The organism is Aquabacterium sp. J223 (assembly GCF_024666615.1).
GTDB lineage: Bacteria > Pseudomonadota > Gammaproteobacteria > Burkholderiales > Burkholderiaceae_C > J223.
This window is the reverse complement of sequence record NZ_CP088297.1, coordinates 1,959,567-1,979,885: the sequence shown is the minus strand read 5'-3', so window position 1 is coordinate 1,979,885 and position 20,319 is coordinate 1,959,567. Positions and strand designations below refer to the sequence as shown.

The following is a 20,319-nucleotide window of genomic DNA, read 5'->3' as shown; positions in this document are numbered from 1 at the left end:
CGGCAGGGGACAGGCCGGCGCAGCCGGCCAGGGGCGCGGGATGCGGGCCGAGGAGCCCGGCCCGATCCGGGTCTCCCGGTCGGGTCGGGTGCCCCCTCGGGGGGCGGCCGCAAGGCGGCCGGGGGTCAAATATCGAACAGCAGGCGCGACGGGTCTTCCAGCGCTTCCTTCATCGACACCAGCCCCAGCACCGCCTCGCGGCCGTCGATGATGCGATGGTCGTAGCTCATCGCCAGGTAGTTGATCGGGCGCACCACGACCTGGCCGTTCTCCACCACCGCGCGGTCCTTGGTGGCGTGCACGCCGAGGATGGCCGACTGCGGCGGGTTGATGATGGGCGTGGACAGCATCGAGCCGAAGACACCGCCGTTGGAGATGGAGAAGGTGCCGCCCGACAGCTCCTCGATGGACAGCTTGCCGTCCTTGGCCTTGGTGCCGAACTCGGCGATCTTCTTCTCGATGTCGGCGAAGCTCATCTGGTCGACGTTGCGCAGGATGGGCACCACCAGGCCGCGCGGCGAACCCACCGCGATGCCGATGTCGAAGTAGCCGTGGTACAGGATGTCGTTGCCGTCGACGCTGGCGTTGAGGATGGGGTACTTCTTCAGCGCGTGCACCGCGGCCTTGACGAAGAAGCTCATGAAGCCGAGCTTGACGCCGTGCTCCTTCTCGAACTTCTCCTGGAAGCGCTTGCGCATCTCCATCACCGGGGCCATGTTGACCTCGTTGAAGGTGGTCAGGATGGCGTTGGTCGACTGGCTCTGCAGCAGCCGCTCGGCGATGCGCGCGCGCAGGCGGCTCATCGGCACGCGCTGCTCGGGCCGGTCGCCCAGGCTCATGGCCGGCGCCGCCACCGGCGGCAGCGGCGCGCGGGCGGGCGCCGCCGGCGCGGCCGGGGCCGGCGCGGGGGCCGCCTTGGCGCCGCCGCCTTCCAGCGCGCCGAGCACGTCGCCCTTGGTCACGCGGCCGTCCTTGCCGGTGCCGGCGACCTGCGAGGCGCTCAGGTTGTTGTCGGCCAGCAGCTTGGCCGCGGCCGGCATGGCGACATCGGACTTGGCGCCACCGGCGGCAGGCGCCGGGGCCGGGGCGGCGGCGCTCACCGGCGCCGGCGCCGCCGCGGGGGCGGACGCCGGAGCGGGCGCGCCGGCGGCGGCCTTGCCCTCGGTGTCGATCTTGGCGATGAGCTGGTCGCTGGTGACGGTGCCGCCGTCGGCGACGACGATCTCGCTCAGCACGCCGGCCGACGGCGCCGGCACTTCCAGCACGACCTTGTCGGTCTCGATCTCGATGAGGATCTCGTCGACGGCGACGGCGTCGCCGGCCTTCTTCTTCCACTGCAGCAGCGTCGCTTCGGACACCGACTCCGACAGCTGCGGAACCTTGACTTCGATGAGGGACATGGGGTTGTTCTCTTGTGTTCTTACTTGCTCAGCAGGAAGCCCTTGAGCTTGCCGAAGGCCTGGTCCAGCAGCGTCTTCTGCTGCTCCTGGTGCAGGTGGGCGTATCCCACCGCCGGCGAGGCGGACGCCGGGCGGCCGGCGTAACCCAGCTTCTGGCCGTCGAGCATGTTCTCGTGGATGTAGTGCTGCACGAAGAACCAGGCGCCCTGGTTCTGCGGCTCGTCCTGGCACCACACCACTTCGGTGGCGTTGGGGTACTTCTTGACCTCGGCGGCGAAGGCCTTGTGCGGGAACGGATAGAGCTGTTCGACTCGGATGACGGCCACGTCCAGCGACTTCTTCTCCTCGCGCTTCTTCACCAGGTCGTAGTAGACCTTGCCCGAGCAGGCGATGACCCGCTTGACCTTGGCCGGATCGACCGCCGCGTTCTGCTCGCCGATGACGGTCTTGAACTCGCCCTTGGTGAAGTCGACCAGCGGGGAGGTGGCGTCCTTGTTGCGCAGCAGCGACTTCGGGCTCATCACCACCAGCGGCTTGCGGAACAGGCGCACCATCTGGCGACGCAGCAGGTGGAAGATCTGCGCCGCATTGGTCGGCTGCACGACCTGCATGTTGTTGTCGGCCGCCAGCTGCATGAAGCGCTCCAGCCGCGCCGAGCTGTGCTCCGGTCCCTGGCCTTCGTAGCCGTGCGGCAGCAGCATCGTCAGCCCGTTGACGCGGCCCCACTTCACCTCGCCGGAGGCGATGAACTGGTCGATCACCACCTGCGCGCCGTTGACGAAGTCGCCGAACTGCGCCTCCCAGATGGTCAGCGTGTTCGGGTCGGCGGAGGCGTAGCCGTACTCGAAGCCGAGCACCGCCTCCTCCGACAGGATGGAGTCGATGACGACGAACGGCGCCTGGTTCTCCGCCACGTTCTGCAGCGGCACGTAGGCGCCGACGTCCCACTTCTCGCGGTTCTGGTCGTGCAGCACGGCGTGGCGGTGCACGAAGGTGCCGCGGCCGACATCCTCGCCCGACAGGCGAACCGGGTAGCCGCTGGCCACCAGCGAGGCGTAGGCCAGCGTCTCGCCCATGCCCCAGTCGACGTTGATCTCGCCGCGGCCCATGGCCGCGCGGTCGGCGATCACCTTCTCGACCAGCGGGTGCAGCTTGAAGTTGGCCGGGATGGTGGTGACCCGCTCGGCCAGGCGCTTGATCTCCGCCAGCGGCAACGCGGTGTCGGCCGCGTCCGTCCACTTCTTGCCCAGGTACGGGCTCCAGTCGACGGCGTACTTGCCCTTGAAGTTGGTCAGCACCGGGTCGACGGTGTGGCGGCCGGCGTCCATCGCGGCGCGGAAGGCCTTGACCATCTCGTCGGGACCCTCCGGCGGCAGGGTGCCCTGGGCCACCAGCTTGTCGCCGTAGAGCTTGCGGGTGCCGGGGTGGGCGGCGATCTTCTTGTACATCAGCGGCTGGGTGAGCGAGGGGGTGTCCTGCTCGTTGTGGCCCAGCTTGCGGAAGCAGACGATGTCGACGACCACGTCCTTCTTGAACTGCTGGCGGTACTCCAGCGCGAGCTGGGTGCACAGCACCACCGCCTCGGGGTCGTCGCCGTTCACGTGCAGCACCGGCGCCTCGATCATCTTGACGACGTCGGTGCAGTACAGCGTCGAGCGGCTGTCGCGCGGGTCGCTGGTGGTGAAGCCGATCTGGTTGTTGATCACCAGGTGCAGCGTGCCGCCGGTGAAGTAGCCGCGGGTCTGCGCCAGCGCCAGCGTCTCCATCACCACGCCCTGGCCGGCGAACGCGGCGTCGCCGTGCACCAGCACCGGCAGCACCTGGTCGCCGGTCTTGTCGCCGCGGCGGTCCATGCGGGCCTTGACGCTGCCCTCCACCACCGGGTTCACGATCTCCAGGTGCGAGGGGTTGAAGGCCAGGCTCAGGTGCACCGGGCCGCCGGGGGTGGACACGTCGCTGGAGAAGCCCTGGTGGTACTTGACGTCGCCCGAGGGCAGGTTCTCCGGCGCGGTGTGCTCGAACTCGGAGAACAGGTCCTTCGGCGCCTTGCCCAGCGTGTTGACCAGCACGTTCAGCCGGCCGCGGTGGGCCATGCCGATGACGATCTCCTGCACGCCGCGTTCGCCCGCGCGCTGCACCACCTCGTCCATCGAGGCGATGAAGCTCTCGCCGCCTTCGAGCGAGAAACGCTTCTGGCCGACGTACTTGGTGTGCAGGAAGCGCTCCAGGCCTTCGGCGGCGGTCAGCCGGTCGAGGATGTGCTTCTTCTTGTCGGCGCTGTAGTTGGGCTTGCTGCGGATGGACTCGAGCCGCTCCTGCCACCAGCGCTTCTCCGCCGGCTCGGTGATGTGCATGAACTCCGCACCGATGGAGCCGCAGTAGGTCTCGCGCAGCGCCTGCACGATCTCGCGCAGGCTCTGCTGGTCGGCCTTGGTGAAGTAGGTGTTCGTCGCACTGAAAGTGATGTCCATGTCACTTTCGGTGAGGTCGTAGAACGCCGGCTCCAGCTCGGGGATGCGCGGGCGCTCGGTGCGCTTCAGCGGGTCGAGGTCGGCCCAGCGTGCGCCGAGCGACCGGTAGGCCGCGATGAGCGACTGCACGTGCACCTGCTTGCGCGCCACCGACAGTTCGGCGTCGCTGGCGCGGGCCTGCAGCACGTTGGCCTTGGCGCGTTGCGCGAAGGACTCGACGATGGGGGCGTGGGGGATGTCGCGGGACCCGGAGCCGTCGACCGCCGGCACGTTCTGCATGGCGTCGAAATAGGCGCGCCAGTTGTCGGGCACCGAGCCGGGGTTGTCGAGGTAGGCCTCGTAGAGCTCCTCGACGTAGGGGGCGTTGCCCCCGAACAGGTACGAGTTCGCCCTGTACTGCTGCATCATGTCTCGCTCACCTTTCGCCCTGGTTTCCAGGGCTCCGATGGGTTTCACACCTTCCGCGACCCGGCTCGACCGGTTGGCGGATTGCGACCCGCCTTGCTGAACAACACCAGCAAGGGGACGGGGAAGGACCAAAGAAGCGTTCGTGCACCGCGCATGTGCGGCACGACGGGAGGGCACTCTATCACCCTTGCCCTGGCCCCATCGGCGGAAACTGCATTGGAAAGCGGCCGTCTTCGCCGGGCCGTCGCCCCGGCGCCACGGGCAGACTCGGCCACCCATGCCCGCCGAACCGCTGGTCATCCACCTTCAGCCGCTGGCGCCGCCCAAGCCGGCGCCCGGCGCCGCCTGCAACGGCTGCGGGGTGTGCTGCAGCGTGGAGCCTTGCCCGGTGGGCGTGCTGCTCAGCGGCCGCCGCCGCGGCGCATGCCGGCTGCTGCGCTGGGACGCGCTCGGCGGCCTGTACCGCTGTGGGCTGCTGGCCGTGTCGCCCAGGACTGGCCTGCTGCGGCGCGCCGCCCGGGCCTACGCCCGCCGGCTGATCGCCGCCGGCCGCGGCTGCGATTCGGACTGCACGGTCGACGTCGCCGGCTGACCCGCCGATGGCGCTCTCCGGCGCCGGCTCAGCCCAGCAAGCGCGCCCGCGCCTCGGCGTACTCGCGCTTGAGCCGGGCCACCAGCTCGGCCGCCGGCACGACGCCGTCGACGACGCCGATGCCCTGGCCGGAGCCCCAGATGTCCTTCCAGGCCTTCTTGGCGCCGGCGCCGCCGAAGTCCATCTTGCTCGGGTCGCTCTGCGGCAACCGGTCGGGGTCCAGCCCGGCGTTGACGATGGAGCCGCGCAGGTAGTTGCCGTGCACGCCGGTGAAGAGGTTGGAGTAGACGATGTCCCCTGCCCGGCTGTCGACGATCATCTGCTTGTAGGCCTCGGTGGCCCGGGCCTCGTGCGTGGCGATGAAGGCCGAGCCGATGTAGGCCAGGTCCGCCCCCATGGCCTGCGCGGCGAGGATGGCGCCACCGGTGGCGATGGCGCCGGACAGCGCCACCGGCCCGTCGAACCAGCGCCGGATCTCCTGCACCAGGGCGAAGGGCGACAGCGTGCCGGCATGGCCGCCCGCGCCGGCCGCCACCGCGATCAGGCCGTCGGCGCCCTTGTCCACCGCCTTGCGGGCGAAGGTGTCGTTGATGATGTCGTGCAGCACGATGCCGCCCCAGCGGTGCACCGCGTCGTTGACCTCGGTGCGCGCGCCCAGCGACGTGATCACCACCGGCACCTTGTACTTCTCGCACAGCGCCATGTCGTGTTCGAGCCGGTCGTTGCTCTTGTGCACGATCTGGTTGATGGCGAAGGGCGCGGACGGCGACTGCGGGTGCGCCCGGTCCCACGCCGCCAGCGTCTCGGTGATCTCGGCCAGCCATTCGTCGAGCTGCTCGGCGGGTCGGGCGTTGAGCGCCGGCATCGAGCCGACGACACCGCTGGTGCACTGGGCGATCACCAGCTTCGGGTTGCTGATGATGAACAGCGGCGAGCCGATGGCGGGCAGTTGCAGGCGCTGCAGGGAGGCGGGCAGGGTCAAGGCGGTCTCCGGAGGTTTCTTCGGTCAGAAGGCGTCGAGCGGCATGGCGGCGATGGCCTCGGCGCCGTCGACGATGGCGTCGCGCCAGGCGCCGCAGCGGGGCAGCAGGTGGTCGCCGTAGAAGCGGGCGGTGGCCACCTTCGCCCGCATGAACTCGACGTCCCGACCTTCGCCCAGCCGCCGTTCGGCGACCAGCAGCGCCCGGCCCATCTGCCAGCCGGCGACCAGGTTGCCGGCGAGCAGCAGGTAGGGCACCGAGCCGGCGTAGGCGGCGTTGGGATCGTCCTTGGCGTTGCGAAGCATGAAGTCCACCACCTGTTCGAAGGCCTGCCGGGCCTGCGACAGGCGCCGCCCGAAGGCGACCGCGTGGCCGCTGCCGCCGTCGCGCAGCGCAGCTTCAGTCTCGGCGATGCGCGCGGCAATCGCCTTGGCGACACGGCCGCCGTCGCGCACCGTCTTGCGGCCGACCAGGTCGTTGGCCTGGATGGCGGTGGTGCCCTCGTAGATGGTGAGGATCTTGGCGTCGCGGTAGTGCTGCGCCACGCCGGTCTCCTCGATGAAGCCCATGCCGCCGTGCACCTGCACGGCCAGGCTGGTGGCTTCCAGGCCCATCTCGGTGGAGAAGCCCTTGACCAGCGGCACGAGGAACTCGTAGACGGCCTGCTGTTTGCGGCGCACCGCCTCGTCGGGGTGGGCGTGCGCGACGTCGTGCGCCGCGGCCGCCACCAGCGCCATGGCCCGGGTGCCCTCGGCCAGGGCGCGCTGGGTGAGCAGCATGCGCCGCACGTCGGGGTGGTGGACGATGGGCGCCGGCCCGGCCACCGAGCCGTCCACCGGCCGCGACTGCACCCGCTCGCGCGCATAGGCGGCCGCCTGCTGGTAGGCCCGCTCGGTGATGCCGATGCCCTGCACGCCCACGCTGAAGCGGGCTGCGTTCATCATGATGAACATGGCCTCCAGGCCGCGGTTCTCCTGGCCCACCAGCCAGCCGAGGGCGCCCTCACGGTCGCCGTACTGCAGCACCGCCGTCGGGCTGGCCTTGATGCCCAGCTTGTGCTCCAGGCTGACGCACTGCACGTCGTTGCGTTGGCCGAGCGAGCCGTCGGCATTGACGAGGAACTTGGGCACCAGGAACAGCGAGATGCCCTTCACCCCTTCCGGCGCGCCGGGGATGCGGGCCAGCACCATGTGCACGATGTTCTCGGCCAGGTCGTGCTCGCCGTAGGTGATGTAGATCTTGGTGCCGAAGAGGCGGTAGCTGCCGTCGGGCTGCGGCTCGGCGCGGGTGCGCACCTGGGCGAGGTCCGAGCCGGCCTGCGGCTCGGTGAGGTTCATCGTGCCGGTCCAGGTGCCGTCGATCAGCCGGGGGATGTAGAGCGCCTGCTGCTCGGCGCTGCCGGCCACCATCAGCGCCTCGATGGCGCCGTCGGTGAGCAGCGGGCACAGCGCGAAGCTCAGGTTGGCGGCGTTCACGATCTCGGTGCAGGCGGCGTGCAGCAGCTTGGGCAGGCCCTGGCCACCGTGCGCCACCGGGTGCTGCACGCCCTGCCAGCCGCCTTCGACGTACTGGCGGAAGGCCTGCTTGAAACCCGGCGTGGTGCTGACCTGGCCGTCGTGCCAGCGGCTGGGCTGCTGGTCGCCGAGGCGGTTGAGCGGCGCCAGCACCTCTTCGCTGAAGCGCGCGCATTCCTCGACCACGGCCTGGGCCGTGTCGAGGCCGGCGTCCTCGTGGCCGGGCAGCGCGGCGATGGCGGCGATGTCGGCCAGCTCGGCGATGCCGAACAGCAGGTCCCGGACGGGTGCGCGATAGGTCATGAGCGCTCCTTCATGGCAAACGGCGGGGAGACGAAAAAGGGCGCCGTGAACGGGCGCCCTTCCACAGCCGAGGCGACGCCTTACAGCGCCTTGATCAGCTCCGGCACCGCGGTGAACAGGTCCGCCTCGAGGCCGTAGTCGGCGACGCTGAAGATCGGCGCCTCCGCGTCCTTGTTGATCGCCACGATGACCTTGGAGTCCTTCATGCCGGCCAGGTGCTGGATGGCGCCGCTGATGCCCACGGCCACGTACAGCTGCGGCGCGACGATCTTGCCTGTCTGCCCCACCTGCCAATCGTTGGGTGCGTAGCCGGCGTCCACCGCGGCACGGCTGGCGCCGAGCGCCGCGCCCAGCTTGTCGGCCAGCGGGGTCAGCACCTCGTTGAACTTGTCGCTGGAGCCCAGCGCCCGGCCGCCGGAGACGATGACCTTGGCCGCCGTCAGCTCGGGGCGATCGCTCTTGGCGATCTCGCTGCCGACGAAGGTGGCGCTGTCGCTGGCCGCCGGGGCGTCGGCGGACGCCACCGCGGCGCTGCCGCCGCTGGCCGGCGCCGGGTCGAAGCCGGTGGTGCGCACGGTGATCACCTTCACCGCGTCGGTGGCCTGCACCGTGGCGATGGCGTTGCCGGCGTAGATCGGCCGCTCGAAGGTGTCGGGGCTGACGACCTTGGTGATGTCGCTGACCTGGCCCACGTCCAGCGCCGCGGCCACCCGCGGGGCGATGTTCTTGCCGCTGGCGGTGGCGGGGAAGACGAGGTGGCTGTAGCCGCCCGCCAGCTTCAGCACCTGCGCGGCGACGTTCTCGGCCAGGCCGTGCTCGAAGCCCGCGCCCTCGGCGTGGAGGACCTTGGCGACACCGGCCACCGCGGCCGCCGCCTGCGCGGCGCCCTGCGCGTTGTGGCCGGCGATGAGCACGTGCACCTCGCCGCCCATCTGCGCGGCGGCGGTGACGGTGTTGAGGGTCGCGCCCTTGAGGGACGCGTTGTCGTGTTCGGCAATGACGAGGACGGCCATGGTCAGATCACCTTCGCTTCGGTCTTGAGTTTCGCGACGAGCGCGGCGACATCGGGCACCTTGACGCCGGCCGAGCGCTTGGGCGGCTCGCTGACCTTCAGGGTCTTGATGCGCGGCGCGACGTCGACGCCGAGGTCGGCCGGCTTGACCACCTCCAGCGGCTTCTTCTTGGCCTTCATGATGTTGGGCAGGGTGACGTAGCGCGGCTCGTTCAGCCGCAGGTCGGTGGTGACGACGGCGGGCAGCTTGAGCTGCACCGTCTCCAGGCCGCCGTCGACCTCGCGCGTGACCTTGGCCTGCCCGTCGGCCACCTCGACCTTGCTGGCGAAGGTGCCTTGCGGCCAGCCGGCCAGCGCGGCCAGCATCTGCCCGGTCTGGTTGCAGTCGTCGTCGATGGCCTGCTTGCCGAGGATGACGAGCTGCGGCTGCTCCTTGTCGGCCAACGCCTTGAGCAGCTTGGCCACCGCCAGCGGCTGCAGCTCCTCGGTGGTCTCGACCAGGATGGCGCGGTCGGCGCCGATGGCCATGGCGGTGCGCAGGGTCTCCTGGCACTGGGTGACGCCACAGGAGACGGCGACGATCTCGGTTACCACGCCCTTCTCCTTCAGGCGCACCGCCTCTTCGACGGCGATCTCGTCGAACGGGTTCATGCTCATCTTGACGTTGGCGATGTCGACGCCGCTGCCATCGCTCTTGACCCGGACTTTGACGTTGTAGTCGACCACCCGCTTGACGGGGACGAGAACCTTCATGGCGCCTAGCTCCTGTGTTGTCTGGAAAGGAATCGCGGTCATTCTAGAGAGCCGACTGTGCGCTCCCACCGCCTGCGTGGGACGCCGGCGCCCGCCCCATACCGAAGCGAAATGAAACGAACGATCGTGCTATTTTAAGCACAGCCATCGCCTGCGGATCAAGCCACTAGACTGCCGGCCCCATGGACGCACGACCCCCGGCCTGCATCGGTGTCTTCGACTCGGGCGTCGGCGGCCTGTCGGTGCTGCGGGCGCTGAAACGGCGACTGCCCGACGCGCCGCTGTGCTACCTCGCCGACTCGGCCCATGCGCCCTACGGTGAACTGCCGCCGTCCCGGATCGTCGAGCGCAGCGACCACCTGACGCGCGTGCTCCGGCAGCAGGGCGCGCGCCTCATCGTCGTGGCCTGCAACACCGCCACCGCGGTCGCCATCGACGAACTCCGACGGCGCTTTCCATCGGTGCCCTTCGTCGGTGTCGAACCTGGCGTGAAGCCGGCCACGCTTCTCAGCGCGCGTCGGCGCATTGTGGTGCTTGCGACGCCGGCCACGGTGGCCAGCCTGCGGCTGCGTGCGCTTGTCGCACGCCACGGCAGCGATTGCCGGGTGGACCTGGTGGCCTGCCCCGGCCTGGCCGATCTGGTGGAGCAAGGGCTGGACGATGCGCGCGCGCTGGGCGACGTCATGGCGACCATCGTGCAGGCCGTGCGGCACGCCGAGGCGGACACCGTGGTCCTGGGCTGCACGCACTACCCCTTCGTGGCCACGGAGCTGACGTCAGCGCTGGGGCCCGACGTTCGGTTGGTCGACACCGCGGACGCCGTGGCCGAGCAGGCCGCGCGTCTGTGGTCGGAGCTGGCGGTGCCTGGCGCCTCGCCGGCTTGCGTGCCTCGCGAAGCGCCGCTCCGGCTGTACAGCAGCGGCGACGGCACCACGCTGCGCCGCATGGTGTCGCAGTGGCTGGGGCAGGCGCTGGAGGTGAGCGCGCCGCCGGCCCTCCTGTAGCGGCCACCATAATCCGACGGCCCGCCCGGGTGGCGAAACAGGCAGACGCAGCGGACTTAAACTCCGCCGCCTTCGAAAGGGGGCATACCGGTTCGAACCCGGTCCCGGGCACCAGTGCGCGAAGGCATCGCTCCTTCGAGCCAGCGCCGACACCACCGGGAGGTGAGCGGCCCGTGCGGCCTCAGCGGAAGCAGGAGGGGGAAGGGACTGGAGGCGCGGGCCGGAGTCGAACCGACCTAGGAGGATTTGCAATCCACTGCATAACCGCTTTGCTACCGCGCCTGGGGTGCGACCACCCGGGCCACATGGCAGCCCGGCCGGGCCATTGTGCGCAACGGCGCATTGTCCGTCGCAACGCAGGCCCTTGCGAAAAAGGGAAGCTGGCGCTTCCCTTTTTCATCAATCCTGGAGCGGGAAACGAGGCTCGAACTCGCGACCTCAACCTTGGCAAGGTTGCGCTCTACCAACTGAGCTATTCCCGCAGGTCGCTTCGTTGACCGTTCACCACGCGTTGATGCGCGTTGTGTGCCGTTCAGCGAAGCTCGCACTATACACCGAACGATGAGGGCCCTGCAAGCCGCAGGGCCCTCTGTCGTCAATGCTTGACCGCTTCGCCGGCCGGTGCCTCGCCCGACTCGGGCTTGGCAGCCGCGGCCGGGGTGGCCACCACCGGTGCATCGTCTTCCGGCAGCGGCGTAGGCTGCGACACCAGCGCCACTTCCAGCACCCGATCGATCCAGCGCACGGGCACGATCTCGAGCTGGTTCTTGACGTTCTCCGGGATGTCCTGCAGGTCCTTGACGTTCTCCTCCGGGATCAGCACCGTCTTGATGCCGCCCCGGTGGGCCGCCAGCAGCTTCTCCTTCAAGCCGCCGATGGCCGTCACCTCGCCCCGCAGGGTGATCTCGCCGGTCATCGCCACGTCGGCGCGCACGGGGATGCCGGTCAGGGCCGAGACGAAGGCCGTGGTCATCGCGATGCCGGCACTCGGGCCGTCCTTCGGCGTGGCGCCGTCGGGCACGTGGATGTGGATGTCGCGCTTCTCGAAGAGGTCTTCCTTGATGCCCAGCCGACGGCCGCGCGAGCGCACCACCGAACGGGCCGCCTCGACCGACTCCTTCATCACGTCGCCGAGCGAGCCGGTGCGGATGATGTTGCCCTTGCCGTTCATCACGGCCGCCTCGATGGTCAGCAGGTCGCCGCCCACCTCGGTCCAGGCGAGGCCGACCACCTGGCCGACCTGGTCCTGCTTCTCCGCACGGCCGAAGTCGTAGCGGCGCACGCCGAGATAGTCGTTGAGGTTGTCCTCGTCGACGACCACCTTGCCGTCGTACTGGTTGAGCTGCAGGCCCTTGACCACCTTGCGGCAGATCTTCGAGATCTCGCGCTCCAGCGAGCGCACGCCGGCCTCGCGGGTGTAGTAGCGGATGATCCCGCGGATGGCGCCCTCGGTGACGTCGAGCTCGGTCTCCGCCACGCCGTTGTTCTTCGCCTGCTTGGGCAGAAGGTAGCGTTGCGCGATATTGAGCTTCTCGTCCTCGGTGTAGCCGGACAGCCGGATCACCTCCATCCGGTCGAGCAGCGCCGGCGGGATGTTCAGCGAGTTCGACGTGGCCACGAACATCACGTCGCTCAGGTCGAAGTCGACCTCGATGTAGTGGTCGCTGAAGGTGTGGTTCTGCTCGGGATCGAGCACCTCCAGCAGCGCCGACGACGGGTCACCGCGGAAGTCCATGCCCAGCTTGTCGATCTCGTCGAGCAGGAACAGCGGGTTGCGCGTGCCGACCTTGGTCAGGCTCTGCAGCACCTTGCCCGGCATCGAGCCGATGTAGGTGCGGCGGTGGCCGCGGATCTCCGCCTCGTCGCGCACGCCGCCCAGCGCCATGCGGACGAACTTGCGGCCGGTGGCACGCGCCACCGACTGGCCGAGCGAGGTCTTGCCGACACCCGGGGGCCCGACCAGGCAGAGGATGGGCGCCTTGACCTTCTCGACCCGCTGCTGCACCGCGAGGTACTCGAGGATGCGGTCCTTGACCTTCTCCAGGCCGTAGTGGTCCTCGTTGAGGACTTCTTCGGCGAAGCGAAGGTCGTGCTTGATCTTGGTCTTCTTGCTCCAGGGCAGGTTGACCAGCGTGTCGATGTAGTTGCGCACCACCGTGGCCTCGGCCGACATGGGCGACATCAGCTTGAGCTTCTTCAGCTCGCCTTCGGCCTTCTTGCGCGCTTCCTGCGGCATGCGCGCGGCCTTGATCTTCTTCTCCAGCTCCTCGAGGTCGGCGCCCTCTTCACCGTCGCCGAGTTCCTTCTGGATGGCCTTGACCTGCTCGTTCAGGTAGTACTCGCGCTGGCTCTTCTCCATCTGGCGCTTGACGCGGCCGCGGATTCGCTTTTCCACCTGCAGGATGTCGACCTCGTGCTCGAGCAGCTCGAGCAGCTTCTCCAGCCGCTTCTCCAGCTCGAACAGGTCCAGCACCGACTGCTTGGCCTCCAGCTTCAGCGGCAGGTGGGCAGCGATGGTGTCGGCCAGCCGGCCGGCGTCGTCGATGCCGGCGATGGAGGTCAGGATCTCCGGCGGGATCTTCTTGTTCAGCTTGACGTACTGGTCGAACTGCTGGGTGACCGCGCGGCGCAGCGCCTCGATCTCGGGCTTGGCCTCGCCCACCGGCGGCACCGGCACCGCCTCGGCGACGAAGTGCTCGCCGTTGTCGGCGATGTGCCGGGTGTTGGCGCGCTGCAGCCCTTCGACCAGCACCTTCACCGTGCCGTCGGGCAGCTTAAGCATCTGCAGGATGGTCGAGACGCAGCCGACCTCGAACATGTCGTCGGCCTTGGGCTCGTCCTTGCCGGCGGCCTTCTGCGCCACCAGCAGGATCTGGCGACCGGCCTCCATCGCGGCTTCCAGGGCCTTGATCGACTTCGGGCGGCCCACGAACAGCGGGATCACCATGTGCGGGAACACCACCACGTCGCGCAGCGGCAGCAGCGGCAGGGTGATGGGTTCGGCGGGCAGTACGGGATGGCCTGACATTCAAACCTCTCTTTCTCTCGCCCCAGGTAAGGACGGGAGCAATCTTTGCAAGTGCGGCCAGACGGCGTCCCCGTGGGGTCTTGCCGCCGGGACGAGCATCAGGCGCTCTGCTTGGCCTGCTCTCGGTAGACGAGCAGCGGCTTGGCGTTCTCCTCGATGTTGTGCTCGTCGAGCACCACCTTGGCAACGCCGTCGAAGGTCGGCAGTTCGAACATCGTGTCGATGAGCGCACCTTCCATGATGGAGCGCAGGCCGCGGGCGCCGGTCTTGCGCGCCAGCGCCTTGCGGGCGATGGCGGCCAGTGCCGAGGGCCGGATCTCCAGTTCAACGCCGTCCATGTCGAACAGCTTCTGGTACTGCTTGACCAGCGCGTTCTTCGGCTCGGTGAGGATCTGCACCAGCGCGTCCTCGGTCAACTCGCCGAGGGTCGCCACCACCGGCAGCCGGCCGACCAGTTCGGGGATGAGGCCGAACTTGATCAGGTCCTCGGGCTCGGCCTCGCGGAAGAGGTCGGCGGCGCGCTTCTCGTTCTTGCTGTGCACGCTGGCGGCGAAGCCGATGCCCGACTTCTCCGTGCGGTTCTGGATGACCTTCTCCAGCCCGTCGAAGGCACCGCCGCAGATGAACAGGATGTTGGTCGTGTCGATCTGCAGGAAGTCCTGGTTCGGGTGCTTGCGCCCGCCCTGCGGCGGCACGCTGGCCATGGTGCCCTCGACCAGCTTCAGCAGCGCCTGCTGCACGCCCTCGCCCGACACGTCACGGGTGATGCTCGGGTTGTCGGCCTTGCGCGAGATCTTGTCGATCTCGTCGATGTAGACGATGCCGCGCTGCGCCCGCTCGACGTCGTAGTTGCAGTTCTGCAGCAGCTTCTGGATGATGTTCTCGACGTCCTCGCCGACGTAGCCCGCCTCGGTCAGCGTGGTGGCGTCGGCGATCACGAAGGGAACGTTGAGCAGCCGAGCCAGCGTCTGCGCCAGCAGCGTCTTGCCGGAGCCGGTGGGGCCGATGAGCAGGATGTTGCTCTTCGACAGTTCCACCTCGTCCTTGGCGCCCGCCATGTGCTTCAGGCGCTTGTAGTGGTTGTAGACCGCCACCGACAGCGTGCGCTTGGCCGCGTCCTGGCCGATCACGTACTGGTCGAGGCTGCCCTTGATCTCACTGGGCGACGGCAGGTCGGACTTCGTCGCCCGAGGGCCGCTGCCCTCCGCCGGCACCTCGTCGCGGATGATGTCGTTGCACAGCTCGATGCATTCGTCGCAGATGAACACCGACGGGCCGGCGATCAACTTCTTGACCTCGTGCTGGCTCTTTCCGCAGAAGGAGCAGTAGAGGACCTTCTCGCTCGAGGCGCCTTTCTTGTCGGCCATGGGTCTCGGGAAGTGGCGGGAAGTGGGCGCGGAAAACCCGGCGCGGATGGAGAAACGCAGTACCCGCGTGGGACGGCTCGGAGCGATGATAGTTCAAGTGCTCCGGGCGCCCTGGGGCGGAAAAAGGCCCTGATCGGCGTGCTGCAAATGGCACGCCGACGCCCCGGGCGCCGCCGAGGCGCCCGGCACGGCAGTTACTGCCGCTTCTCCAGGACCTGGTCGATCAGGCCATAGTCCCGGGCGTCGGGCGCGGACATGAAGTAGTCGCGCTCCGTGTCCGCCTGGATCTTGGCCAGCGGCTGGCCGGTGCGCTCGGCCAGGATGCGGTTGAGCTGCTCGCGGGTCTTGAGGATCTCGCGGGCGTGGATCTCGATGTCCGTCGCCTGGCCCTGCGCGCCGCCGAGCGGCTGGTGGATCATGATCTTGCTGTTGGGCAGGGCGAAGCGCTTGCCCTTGGTGCCCGCGGCGAGCAGGAAGGCGCCCATGCTGGCGGCCATGCCCATGCACAGCGTCGACACGTCGGGCTTGATGAACTGCATGGTGTCGAAGATCGACATGCCCGCGCTCACCGAGCCGCCCGGCGAGTTGATGTAGAGCGAGATGTCCTTGTCCGGGTTCTCGCTCTCCAGGAACAGCAGCTGCGCCACCACCAGGTTGGCGGTGCCGTCGTTGACCGGGCCGACGAGGAAGATCACCCGCTCGCGCAGCAGGCGGCTGTAGATGTCGTAAGCCCGTTCGCCCCGACCCGACTGCTCGATGACGATGGGCACCATGCCCAGGTTCTGCGTTTCCAGCGCGCTCATGCGGTGTGTGTCCTATGTCGACCGAACCGAGGTGGTGGCCGATTATCGCTTCTCAAGCCCCCCGCCCCGGTGTGCGGTCAGGACTGCATCAGCTCGTCGAAGGGCAATGCCTTCTCGGTGACCTGGGCCTTGCCCAGCACGAAGTCGGCGACGTTGTTCTCGATCACCACCGCCTCGACCTCGGCCATGCGCTGGCGGTCGCTCAGGTACCAGCGCACCACCTCGGCCGGCTTCTCGTAGCTTTGCGCCAGCTCCTCGATGTGGGCCTGCAGCTGGTCCGGCTTGGCCTGCAGGTTGTTGGCGCGCACCAGCTCGGCCACGGTCAGGCCCAGGCGAACGCGGCGCTCGGCCTGCGGCTGGAAGACCTCGGCCGGGATCGGCGCGCTGTCGGCATCCTTGATGCCGCGCTGCTTCAGCTCGGCGCGGGCGCCTTCGGTCATGCGCTCGACCTCGGCGGTGACCAGCGCCTTGGGCACCTCCAGCTCGGCCGCGCCGAGCAGGGCCTCCATCGCCGCCTGCTTGTTGCGGGCGCGCACGCGGAACTTCACCTCGCGCTCCAGGTTGCGCTTGACGTCGGCGCGCAGCGATTCCACCGTGCCGTCGGCGATGCCCAGCGACTGGATGAAGGCCTCGTCGAGCACCGGCAGCTGCTGCTGCTCGATCTTCTTCATGGTGACCATGAAGTCGGCTTCCTTGCCGGCGACGTCCTTGCCCTGGTAGTCCTCGGGGAACTGCAGCGGGAAGGTCTTGCTCTCGCCGACCTTCATGCCGCGCACGGCCTTGTCGAACTGCTCCAGCATCTGGCCTTCGCCGATCAGGAACTGGAAGCCGTCGGCCTTGCCGCCCTGGAACGGCTCGCCGTCGATCTTGCCCTCGAAGTCGATGGTCACCCGGTCGCCCTCGGCGGCGCCGTCGTCGGCCGGGCGCTGGGCGAAGGTGCGGCGCTGCTTGCGCAGGATCTCGACGGTGCGGTCGATCGCCTCCTCGCTCACCTCCGCGGTGACGCGCTCCACGCTGACGGCGCCCAGGTCACCGATCTTCACCTCGGGGTAGACCTCGAAGACCGCGTCAAAGGCCAGCTGGCCGTCGCCGGCCTCGTCCTTCTGGGTGATCGTGGGCTGGCCGGCCACGCGCAGCTGCGCCTGCGTGGCGGCGTCGGAAAAGGCACGGCCGACCTTGTCGTTGACCACCTCGTATTGCACCGAGTAGCCGTAGCGCTGGCTGACCACGCTCATCGGCACCTTGCCGGGACGGAAGCCGTCGGCCTTGACGGTGCGCGACAGACGCTTCAGGCGCGACTCGATTTCCTTGTTGATGTCCTCGGACGAGAGGGTGAGCGTGATCTTGCGCTCCAGCTTGTCCAGGGTTTCCACATTGACCGTCATGACAGGGCTCTTCGAAGTTGACTGCTGCTGGTGCGCGGGGGGGGGACTCGAACCCCCACACCATCGCTGGCGTCAGGACCTAAACCTGGTGCGTCTACCAATTTCGCCACCCGCGCGGCTTGCGTCCAGGGCAGCCGGCGATTCTATCGCGCGGCCATCGGCGGCCTCGGCACCCGGAACCAGGCGGCGTACATCGCCGGCAGCGCCAGCAGCGTGAGCGCCGTGGCCACCACCAGCCCGCCCATGATGGCCACCGCCATCGGGCCCCAGAACACGCTGCGCGACAGCGGGATCATGGCCAGCACGGCGGCGGCGGCGGTCAGCACAATGGGCCGGAAGCGCCGCACCGCCGATTCGACGATGGCCTCCCACGCCGGCACGCCGCGCGCGCGGTCCTGCTCGATCTGGTCGATGAGGATCACCGAGTTGCGCATGATCATGCCGATGAGCGCGATGACGCCGAGCAGCGCCACGAAACCGAACGGCCGGTTCAGCAGCAGCAGCGCGCCGGCCACCCCGGCCATGCCCAGCGGCCCGGTGAGGAAGACCAGCATCGCCCGCGAGAAGCTCTGTAGCTGCAGCATCAGCAGCGTGAAGATGAGGAACAGCATCACCGGCACGCCGGCGGCGATGGAGCCCTGGCCCTTGCTGCTCTCCTCCACCGCGCCGGCGATCTCGATGCGGTAGCCCACCGGAAGGCCGGCCGCCAGTTCGGCCATCGTCGGCGCCAGCTCGGCGGTCACCGTGGCGCCCTGCAGGCCCTCGACCACGTCGCCCTGCACCGTCACCGCGTAGTCCCGCCCCTCGCGCCACATCACGCCGGGCTCCCAGCGCAGTGTCGGGGTGGCGACCTGGGCCAGCGGCACCGCGCGGCCGCTGCTGGTGGGCACGTAGGCGTTGTTGATGTCGTCCAGCGCGCGCCGCTCGTCCGCCGGCTGGCGCAGCACGATGTCGACCAGCTTGTCGCCCTCCCGGTACTGCCCGATGGTGATGCCGCTGACCTGGGTGCGCAGAGTCTGCGCGATGGACTGGCTGCTCACGCCCAGCGCCCGCGCCTTGGCCTGGTCGATGTCCAGCCGCACCGACAGCACCTTCTCGTTCCAGTTGTCGTTGACGCCGCGCATGTTGGCGTTGGCCATCATCAGCGCCTTGGCCCGGTCGGCGTAGGTGCGGACCTGGACCGGGTCCGGCCCGCTGACGCGGAACTGCACCGGGTAGGCCACCGGCGGCCCGTTGGGCAGCAGCTTCACCCGCGAGCGCACCTCCGGGAACTCCTCGGCCAGCAGCGCGGGCAGCCGTTTGCGCAGTGCCTCGCGGGTGGCCAGGTCCTTCGGCAGCACGATGGCCTCGGTGACGTTGGACTGCGGGAACACCTGGTCCAGCGGCAGGTAGAAGCGCGGCACGCCGCTGCCCACCCAGAGGCTCACCGACTGCACGCCCGGCTCCTTCAGCAGCCGGGCCTCGAAGCGGCGCGCCACCGCGTCGCTCTGACGGATGGTGCTGCCCTCGGGCAGCCAGAGGTCGACGATGATCTCCGGCCGGCTGGAGTCGGGGAAGAACTGCTGCTGCACCGACCCCATGCCGACCAGCCCGAGCACGAACAGCCCGGCGGTGGCCCCGATGGTGGTCCAGCGGTGCTGCACGCACCAGCCCACCAGCGCGCGGAAGCGACTGTAGAACGGTGTGTCGAACAGCTCGTGGGGCTGGCCGTCGACGCTGTGCCGCGGTGCCTTGAGCAGCCAGGCGCCGAGGTACGGCACGAAGTACACCGACACCAGCCACGACACCAGCAAGGCGGCGGTCGTCACCGCGAAGATGGCGAAGGTGTACTCGCCCACCGTCGACTTCGCCATGCCGATGGGCAGGAAGCCGGCGGCGGTGATCAGCGTGCCGGTGAGCATCGGCATCGCGGTCAGCTCGTAGGCGAAGGTGGCCGCGCGCATCTTGTCGTAGCCCTCCTCCATCTTCCGCACCATCATCTCCACCGCGATGATGGCGTCGTCGACCAGCAGGCCGAGGGCGATGATCAGCGAGCCCAGCGAGATCTTGTGCAGGCCGATGCCGGCGTAGTACATGATCACGAAGGTGATGGCCAGCACCAGCGGGATGGTGATGGCCACCACCAGACCGGGCCGCACGTCGATGCGCAGCGGCCGGGTGTGCAGGCCCAGGCTGATGAAGCTCACCGCCAGCACCACCGCCACCGCCTCGATCAGCACCTGCACGAACTCGCCGACCGAGGTCGACACCACCGAAGGCTGGTCCTGCATCTGGTCGAGCGTGATGCCGGCCGGCAGCTCCGCCTGCAGCCGCGCCCGCTCGCGCTTCAGCGCCTCGCCCAGCCCGATGATGTCGCCGCCCTTGGTCATCGACACGCCCAGCGCGATCACCTGCTGGCCCTGGTGCCGCACCATCACCGTCGGCGGATCGGCGTAGGCGCGCCGCACCTCGGCGATGTCGCCCAGGCGCAGCGTCGACGACTGCCCGGTGGTCGCGTTCACCGCGCGGATGGGCAGCTGCTGCAGCGCCTCCACCGAGTTGAACGCGCCGCCCACCCGCAGCTGCACGTTGCGGGTCTGGGCGTCCAGCACGCCGGCCGATTCCACCGCGTTCTGCGCGCCGATCTGCGCGATGACGCCCTGCAGGTCGAGGCCGAGCTGCGCCAGCCGGCGCTGCGACACCTCGACGAACAGCTTCTCGGCCTGCACGCCGAAGGTCTCCACCTTCGCCACGTCGGGCAGGCGCAGCAGCGCCTGGCGCACGCGGTCGGCCTGCACCCGAAGTTCCTCCGGCGAGAAGCCGTCGGCGGCCAGCGTGAAGATGGAGCCGTAGACGTCGCCGAACTCGTCGTTGTAGACCGGGCCGATGACGCCCTGCGGCAGGTTGGCGCGGGCGTCGCCCAGCTTCTTGCGCACCTGGTACCAGGTGCCGCTCACCTCGGCCGGCGGCGTGCTCTCCTTGAGCTGGAAGATGGTCAGCGACTCGCCCGGCTTGGTGTAGCTGCGGATCTTGTCGGCGTGCGGCACCTCCTGCAGCGTCTTCTCGATGCGGTCGGTGACCTGGTCGGCCATCTGCTGCGCGGTGGCCCCCGGCCAGAAGGCCTGCACCACCATCGCCCGGAAGGTGAAGGGGGGGGTCCTCGTCCTGCCCGAGCTGGAAGTAGGCGGCCAGGCCCAGCACCAGCAGCACCACCGTCAGGTAGCGTGTCAGCGCGGGGTGCTGCAGCGCCCAGCGGGAGATGTTGAAGCGGGCCGGGCCGTCGGCGGCCTGCCCGGGCGTCGGGGCGGGGTGGTGCATGG

At 69.0% G+C, this 20,319-nt stretch carries 12 protein-coding genes, 4 tRNA genes and 1 pseudogene; 3 read left to right on the top strand and 14 right to left on the bottom strand.

The window, feature by feature from the left end; translation table 11 throughout:
• Positions 1-125 precede the first annotated feature (125 nt).
• Positions 126-1,400 (bottom strand): 2-oxoglutarate dehydrogenase complex dihydrolipoyllysine-residue succinyltransferase, encoded by a 1,275-nt coding sequence (gene odhB / locus LRS07_RS09535; protein WP_260501684.1) that lies wholly within the window; start codon positions 1,398-1,400, stop codon positions 126-128.
• A gap of 20 nt (positions 1,401-1,420) precedes the next feature.
• A complete protein-coding gene (locus tag LRS07_RS09530) occupies positions 1,421-4,279 on the bottom strand; it encodes a 2-oxoglutarate dehydrogenase E1 component (RefSeq protein ID WP_260501683.1) in 2,859 nt (952 codons plus the stop codon).
• A gap of 277 nt (positions 4,280-4,556) precedes the next feature.
• Here LRS07_RS09530 and LRS07_RS09525 point away from each other — a divergent pair, with 277 nt between their 5' ends.
• Positions 4,557-4,871, top strand: coding sequence for a hypothetical protein (locus LRS07_RS09525; RefSeq protein ID WP_260501682.1), 315 nt, complete (start codon positions 4,557-4,559; stop codon positions 4,869-4,871).
• Between the two features lie 28 nt (positions 4,872-4,899).
• Here the strand turns inward: LRS07_RS09525 and LRS07_RS09520 are convergent, their stop codons facing one another.
• The 4 genes from LRS07_RS09520 to LRS07_RS09505 form a co-directional block, all read right to left on the bottom strand.
• Positions 4,900-5,853 (bottom strand): NAD(P)H-dependent flavin oxidoreductase, encoded by a 954-nt coding sequence (locus tag LRS07_RS09520; protein WP_260501681.1) that lies wholly within the window; start codon positions 5,851-5,853, stop codon positions 4,900-4,902.
• A 24-nt stretch (positions 5,854-5,877) separates the two neighbouring features.
• Positions 5,878-7,668, bottom strand: coding sequence for an acyl-CoA dehydrogenase family protein (locus tag LRS07_RS09515; RefSeq protein ID WP_260501680.1), 1,791 nt, complete (start codon positions 7,666-7,668; stop codon positions 5,878-5,880).
• A gap of 80 nt (positions 7,669-7,748) precedes the next feature.
• Positions 7,749-8,681 (bottom strand): electron transfer flavoprotein subunit alpha/FixB family protein, encoded by a 933-nt coding sequence (locus tag LRS07_RS09510; RefSeq protein WP_260501679.1) that lies wholly within the window; start codon positions 8,679-8,681, stop codon positions 7,749-7,751.
• 2 nt (positions 8,682-8,683) lie between these two features.
• Complete coding sequence (locus LRS07_RS09505) at positions 8,684-9,433, bottom strand: electron transfer flavoprotein subunit beta/FixA family protein (protein ID WP_260501678.1); 750 nt, start codon at positions 9,431-9,433, stop codon at positions 8,684-8,686.
• 182 nt (positions 9,434-9,615) lie between these two features.
• Here LRS07_RS09505 and murI point away from each other — a divergent pair, with 182 nt between their 5' ends.
• Both murI and LRS07_RS09495 read left to right on the top strand, forming a co-directional pair.
• Positions 9,616-10,437, top strand: a complete 822-nt coding sequence (gene murI, locus LRS07_RS09500; RefSeq protein WP_260501677.1) for a glutamate racemase — start codon at positions 9,616-9,618, stop codon at positions 10,435-10,437.
• A 23-nt stretch (positions 10,438-10,460) separates the two neighbouring features.
• Positions 10,461-10,551 (top strand) — tRNA-Leu (locus tag LRS07_RS09495).
• 94 nt (positions 10,552-10,645) lie between these two features.
• Here LRS07_RS09495 and LRS07_RS09490 read toward each other — a convergent pair.
• The 8 genes and pseudogenes from LRS07_RS09490 to LRS07_RS09455 all read right to left on the bottom strand — a co-directional run bounded on the left by LRS07_RS09490 (position 10,646) and on the right by LRS07_RS09455 (position 20,317).
• A tRNA-Cys gene (locus LRS07_RS09490) sits at positions 10,646-10,719 on the bottom strand.
• A gap of 124 nt (positions 10,720-10,843) precedes the next feature.
• Positions 10,844-10,919: transfer RNA gene (locus LRS07_RS09485), tRNA-Gly, on the bottom strand.
• Between the two features lie 113 nt (positions 10,920-11,032).
• The gene (gene lon, locus LRS07_RS09480; RefSeq protein ID WP_260501676.1) at positions 11,033-13,465 is read right to left on the bottom strand and encodes an endopeptidase La; all 2,433 of its coding nucleotides are present in this window, start codon (positions 13,463-13,465) and stop codon (positions 11,033-11,035) included.
• Positions 13,466-13,563: 98 nt separating this feature from the next.
• Positions 13,564-14,832 carry an ATP-dependent Clp protease ATP-binding subunit ClpX gene (gene clpX / locus LRS07_RS09475; RefSeq protein ID WP_260501675.1) on the bottom strand — a complete coding sequence of 423 codons (1,269 nt, stop codon included), beginning with the start codon at positions 14,830-14,832 and terminating at the stop codon, positions 13,564-13,566.
• Positions 14,833-15,026: 194 nt separating this feature from the next.
• Entirely contained in the window at positions 15,027-15,635 is a 609-nt protein-coding gene (gene clpP, locus LRS07_RS09470) for an ATP-dependent Clp endopeptidase proteolytic subunit ClpP (RefSeq protein ID WP_260501674.1), read from the bottom strand.
• Between the two features lie 77 nt (positions 15,636-15,712).
• Positions 15,713-17,020: a trigger factor gene (tig, locus tag LRS07_RS09465; RefSeq protein ID WP_260501673.1), complete on the bottom strand. Its 1,308-nt coding sequence runs from the start codon at positions 17,018-17,020 to the stop codon at positions 15,713-15,715.
• 28 nt (positions 17,021-17,048) lie between these two features.
• Positions 17,049-17,136: transfer RNA gene (locus LRS07_RS09460), tRNA-Leu, on the bottom strand.
• A gap of 27 nt (positions 17,137-17,163) precedes the next feature.
• Positions 17,164-20,317 (bottom strand): annotated as a pseudogene (locus LRS07_RS09455) (efflux RND transporter permease subunit).
• Positions 20,318-20,319 lie beyond the last annotated feature (2 nt).

Bases quoted from the DNA above. Each gene is read 5' to 3' on its own strand.
- murI (WP_260501677.1), top strand. From the start codon at position 9,616: ATGGACGCACGACCCCCGGCCTGCATCGGTGTCTTCGACTCGGGCGTC.
- LRS07_RS09530 (WP_260501683.1), bottom strand. From the start codon at position 4,279: ATGATGCAGCAGTACAGGGCGAACTCGTACCTGTTCGGGGGCAACGCC.
- clpP (WP_260501674.1), bottom strand. From the start codon at position 15,635: ATGAGCGCGCTGGAAACGCAGAACCTGGGCATGGTGCCCATCGTCATC.
- lon (WP_260501676.1), bottom strand. From the start codon at position 13,465: ATGTCAGGCCATCCCGTACTGCCCGCCGAACCCATCACCCTGCCGCTG.
- LRS07_RS09525 (WP_260501682.1), top strand. From the start codon at position 4,557: ATGCCCGCCGAACCGCTGGTCATCCACCTTCAGCCGCTGGCGCCGCCC.
- odhB (WP_260501684.1), bottom strand. From the start codon at position 1,400: ATGTCCCTCATCGAAGTCAAGGTTCCGCAGCTGTCGGAGTCGGTGTCC.
- LRS07_RS09515 (WP_260501680.1), bottom strand. From the start codon at position 7,668: ATGACCTATCGCGCACCCGTCCGGGACCTGCTGTTCGGCATCGCCGAG.
- LRS07_RS09510 (WP_260501679.1), bottom strand. From the start codon at position 8,681: ATGGCCGTCCTCGTCATTGCCGAACACGACAACGCGTCCCTCAAGGGC.
- LRS07_RS09505 (WP_260501678.1), bottom strand. From the start codon at position 9,433: ATGAAGGTTCTCGTCCCCGTCAAGCGGGTGGTCGACTACAACGTCAAA.
- tig (WP_260501673.1), bottom strand. From the start codon at position 17,020: ATGACGGTCAATGTGGAAACCCTGGACAAGCTGGAGCGCAAGATCACG.
- clpX (WP_260501675.1), bottom strand. From the start codon at position 14,832: ATGGCCGACAAGAAAGGCGCCTCGAGCGAGAAGGTCCTCTACTGCTCC.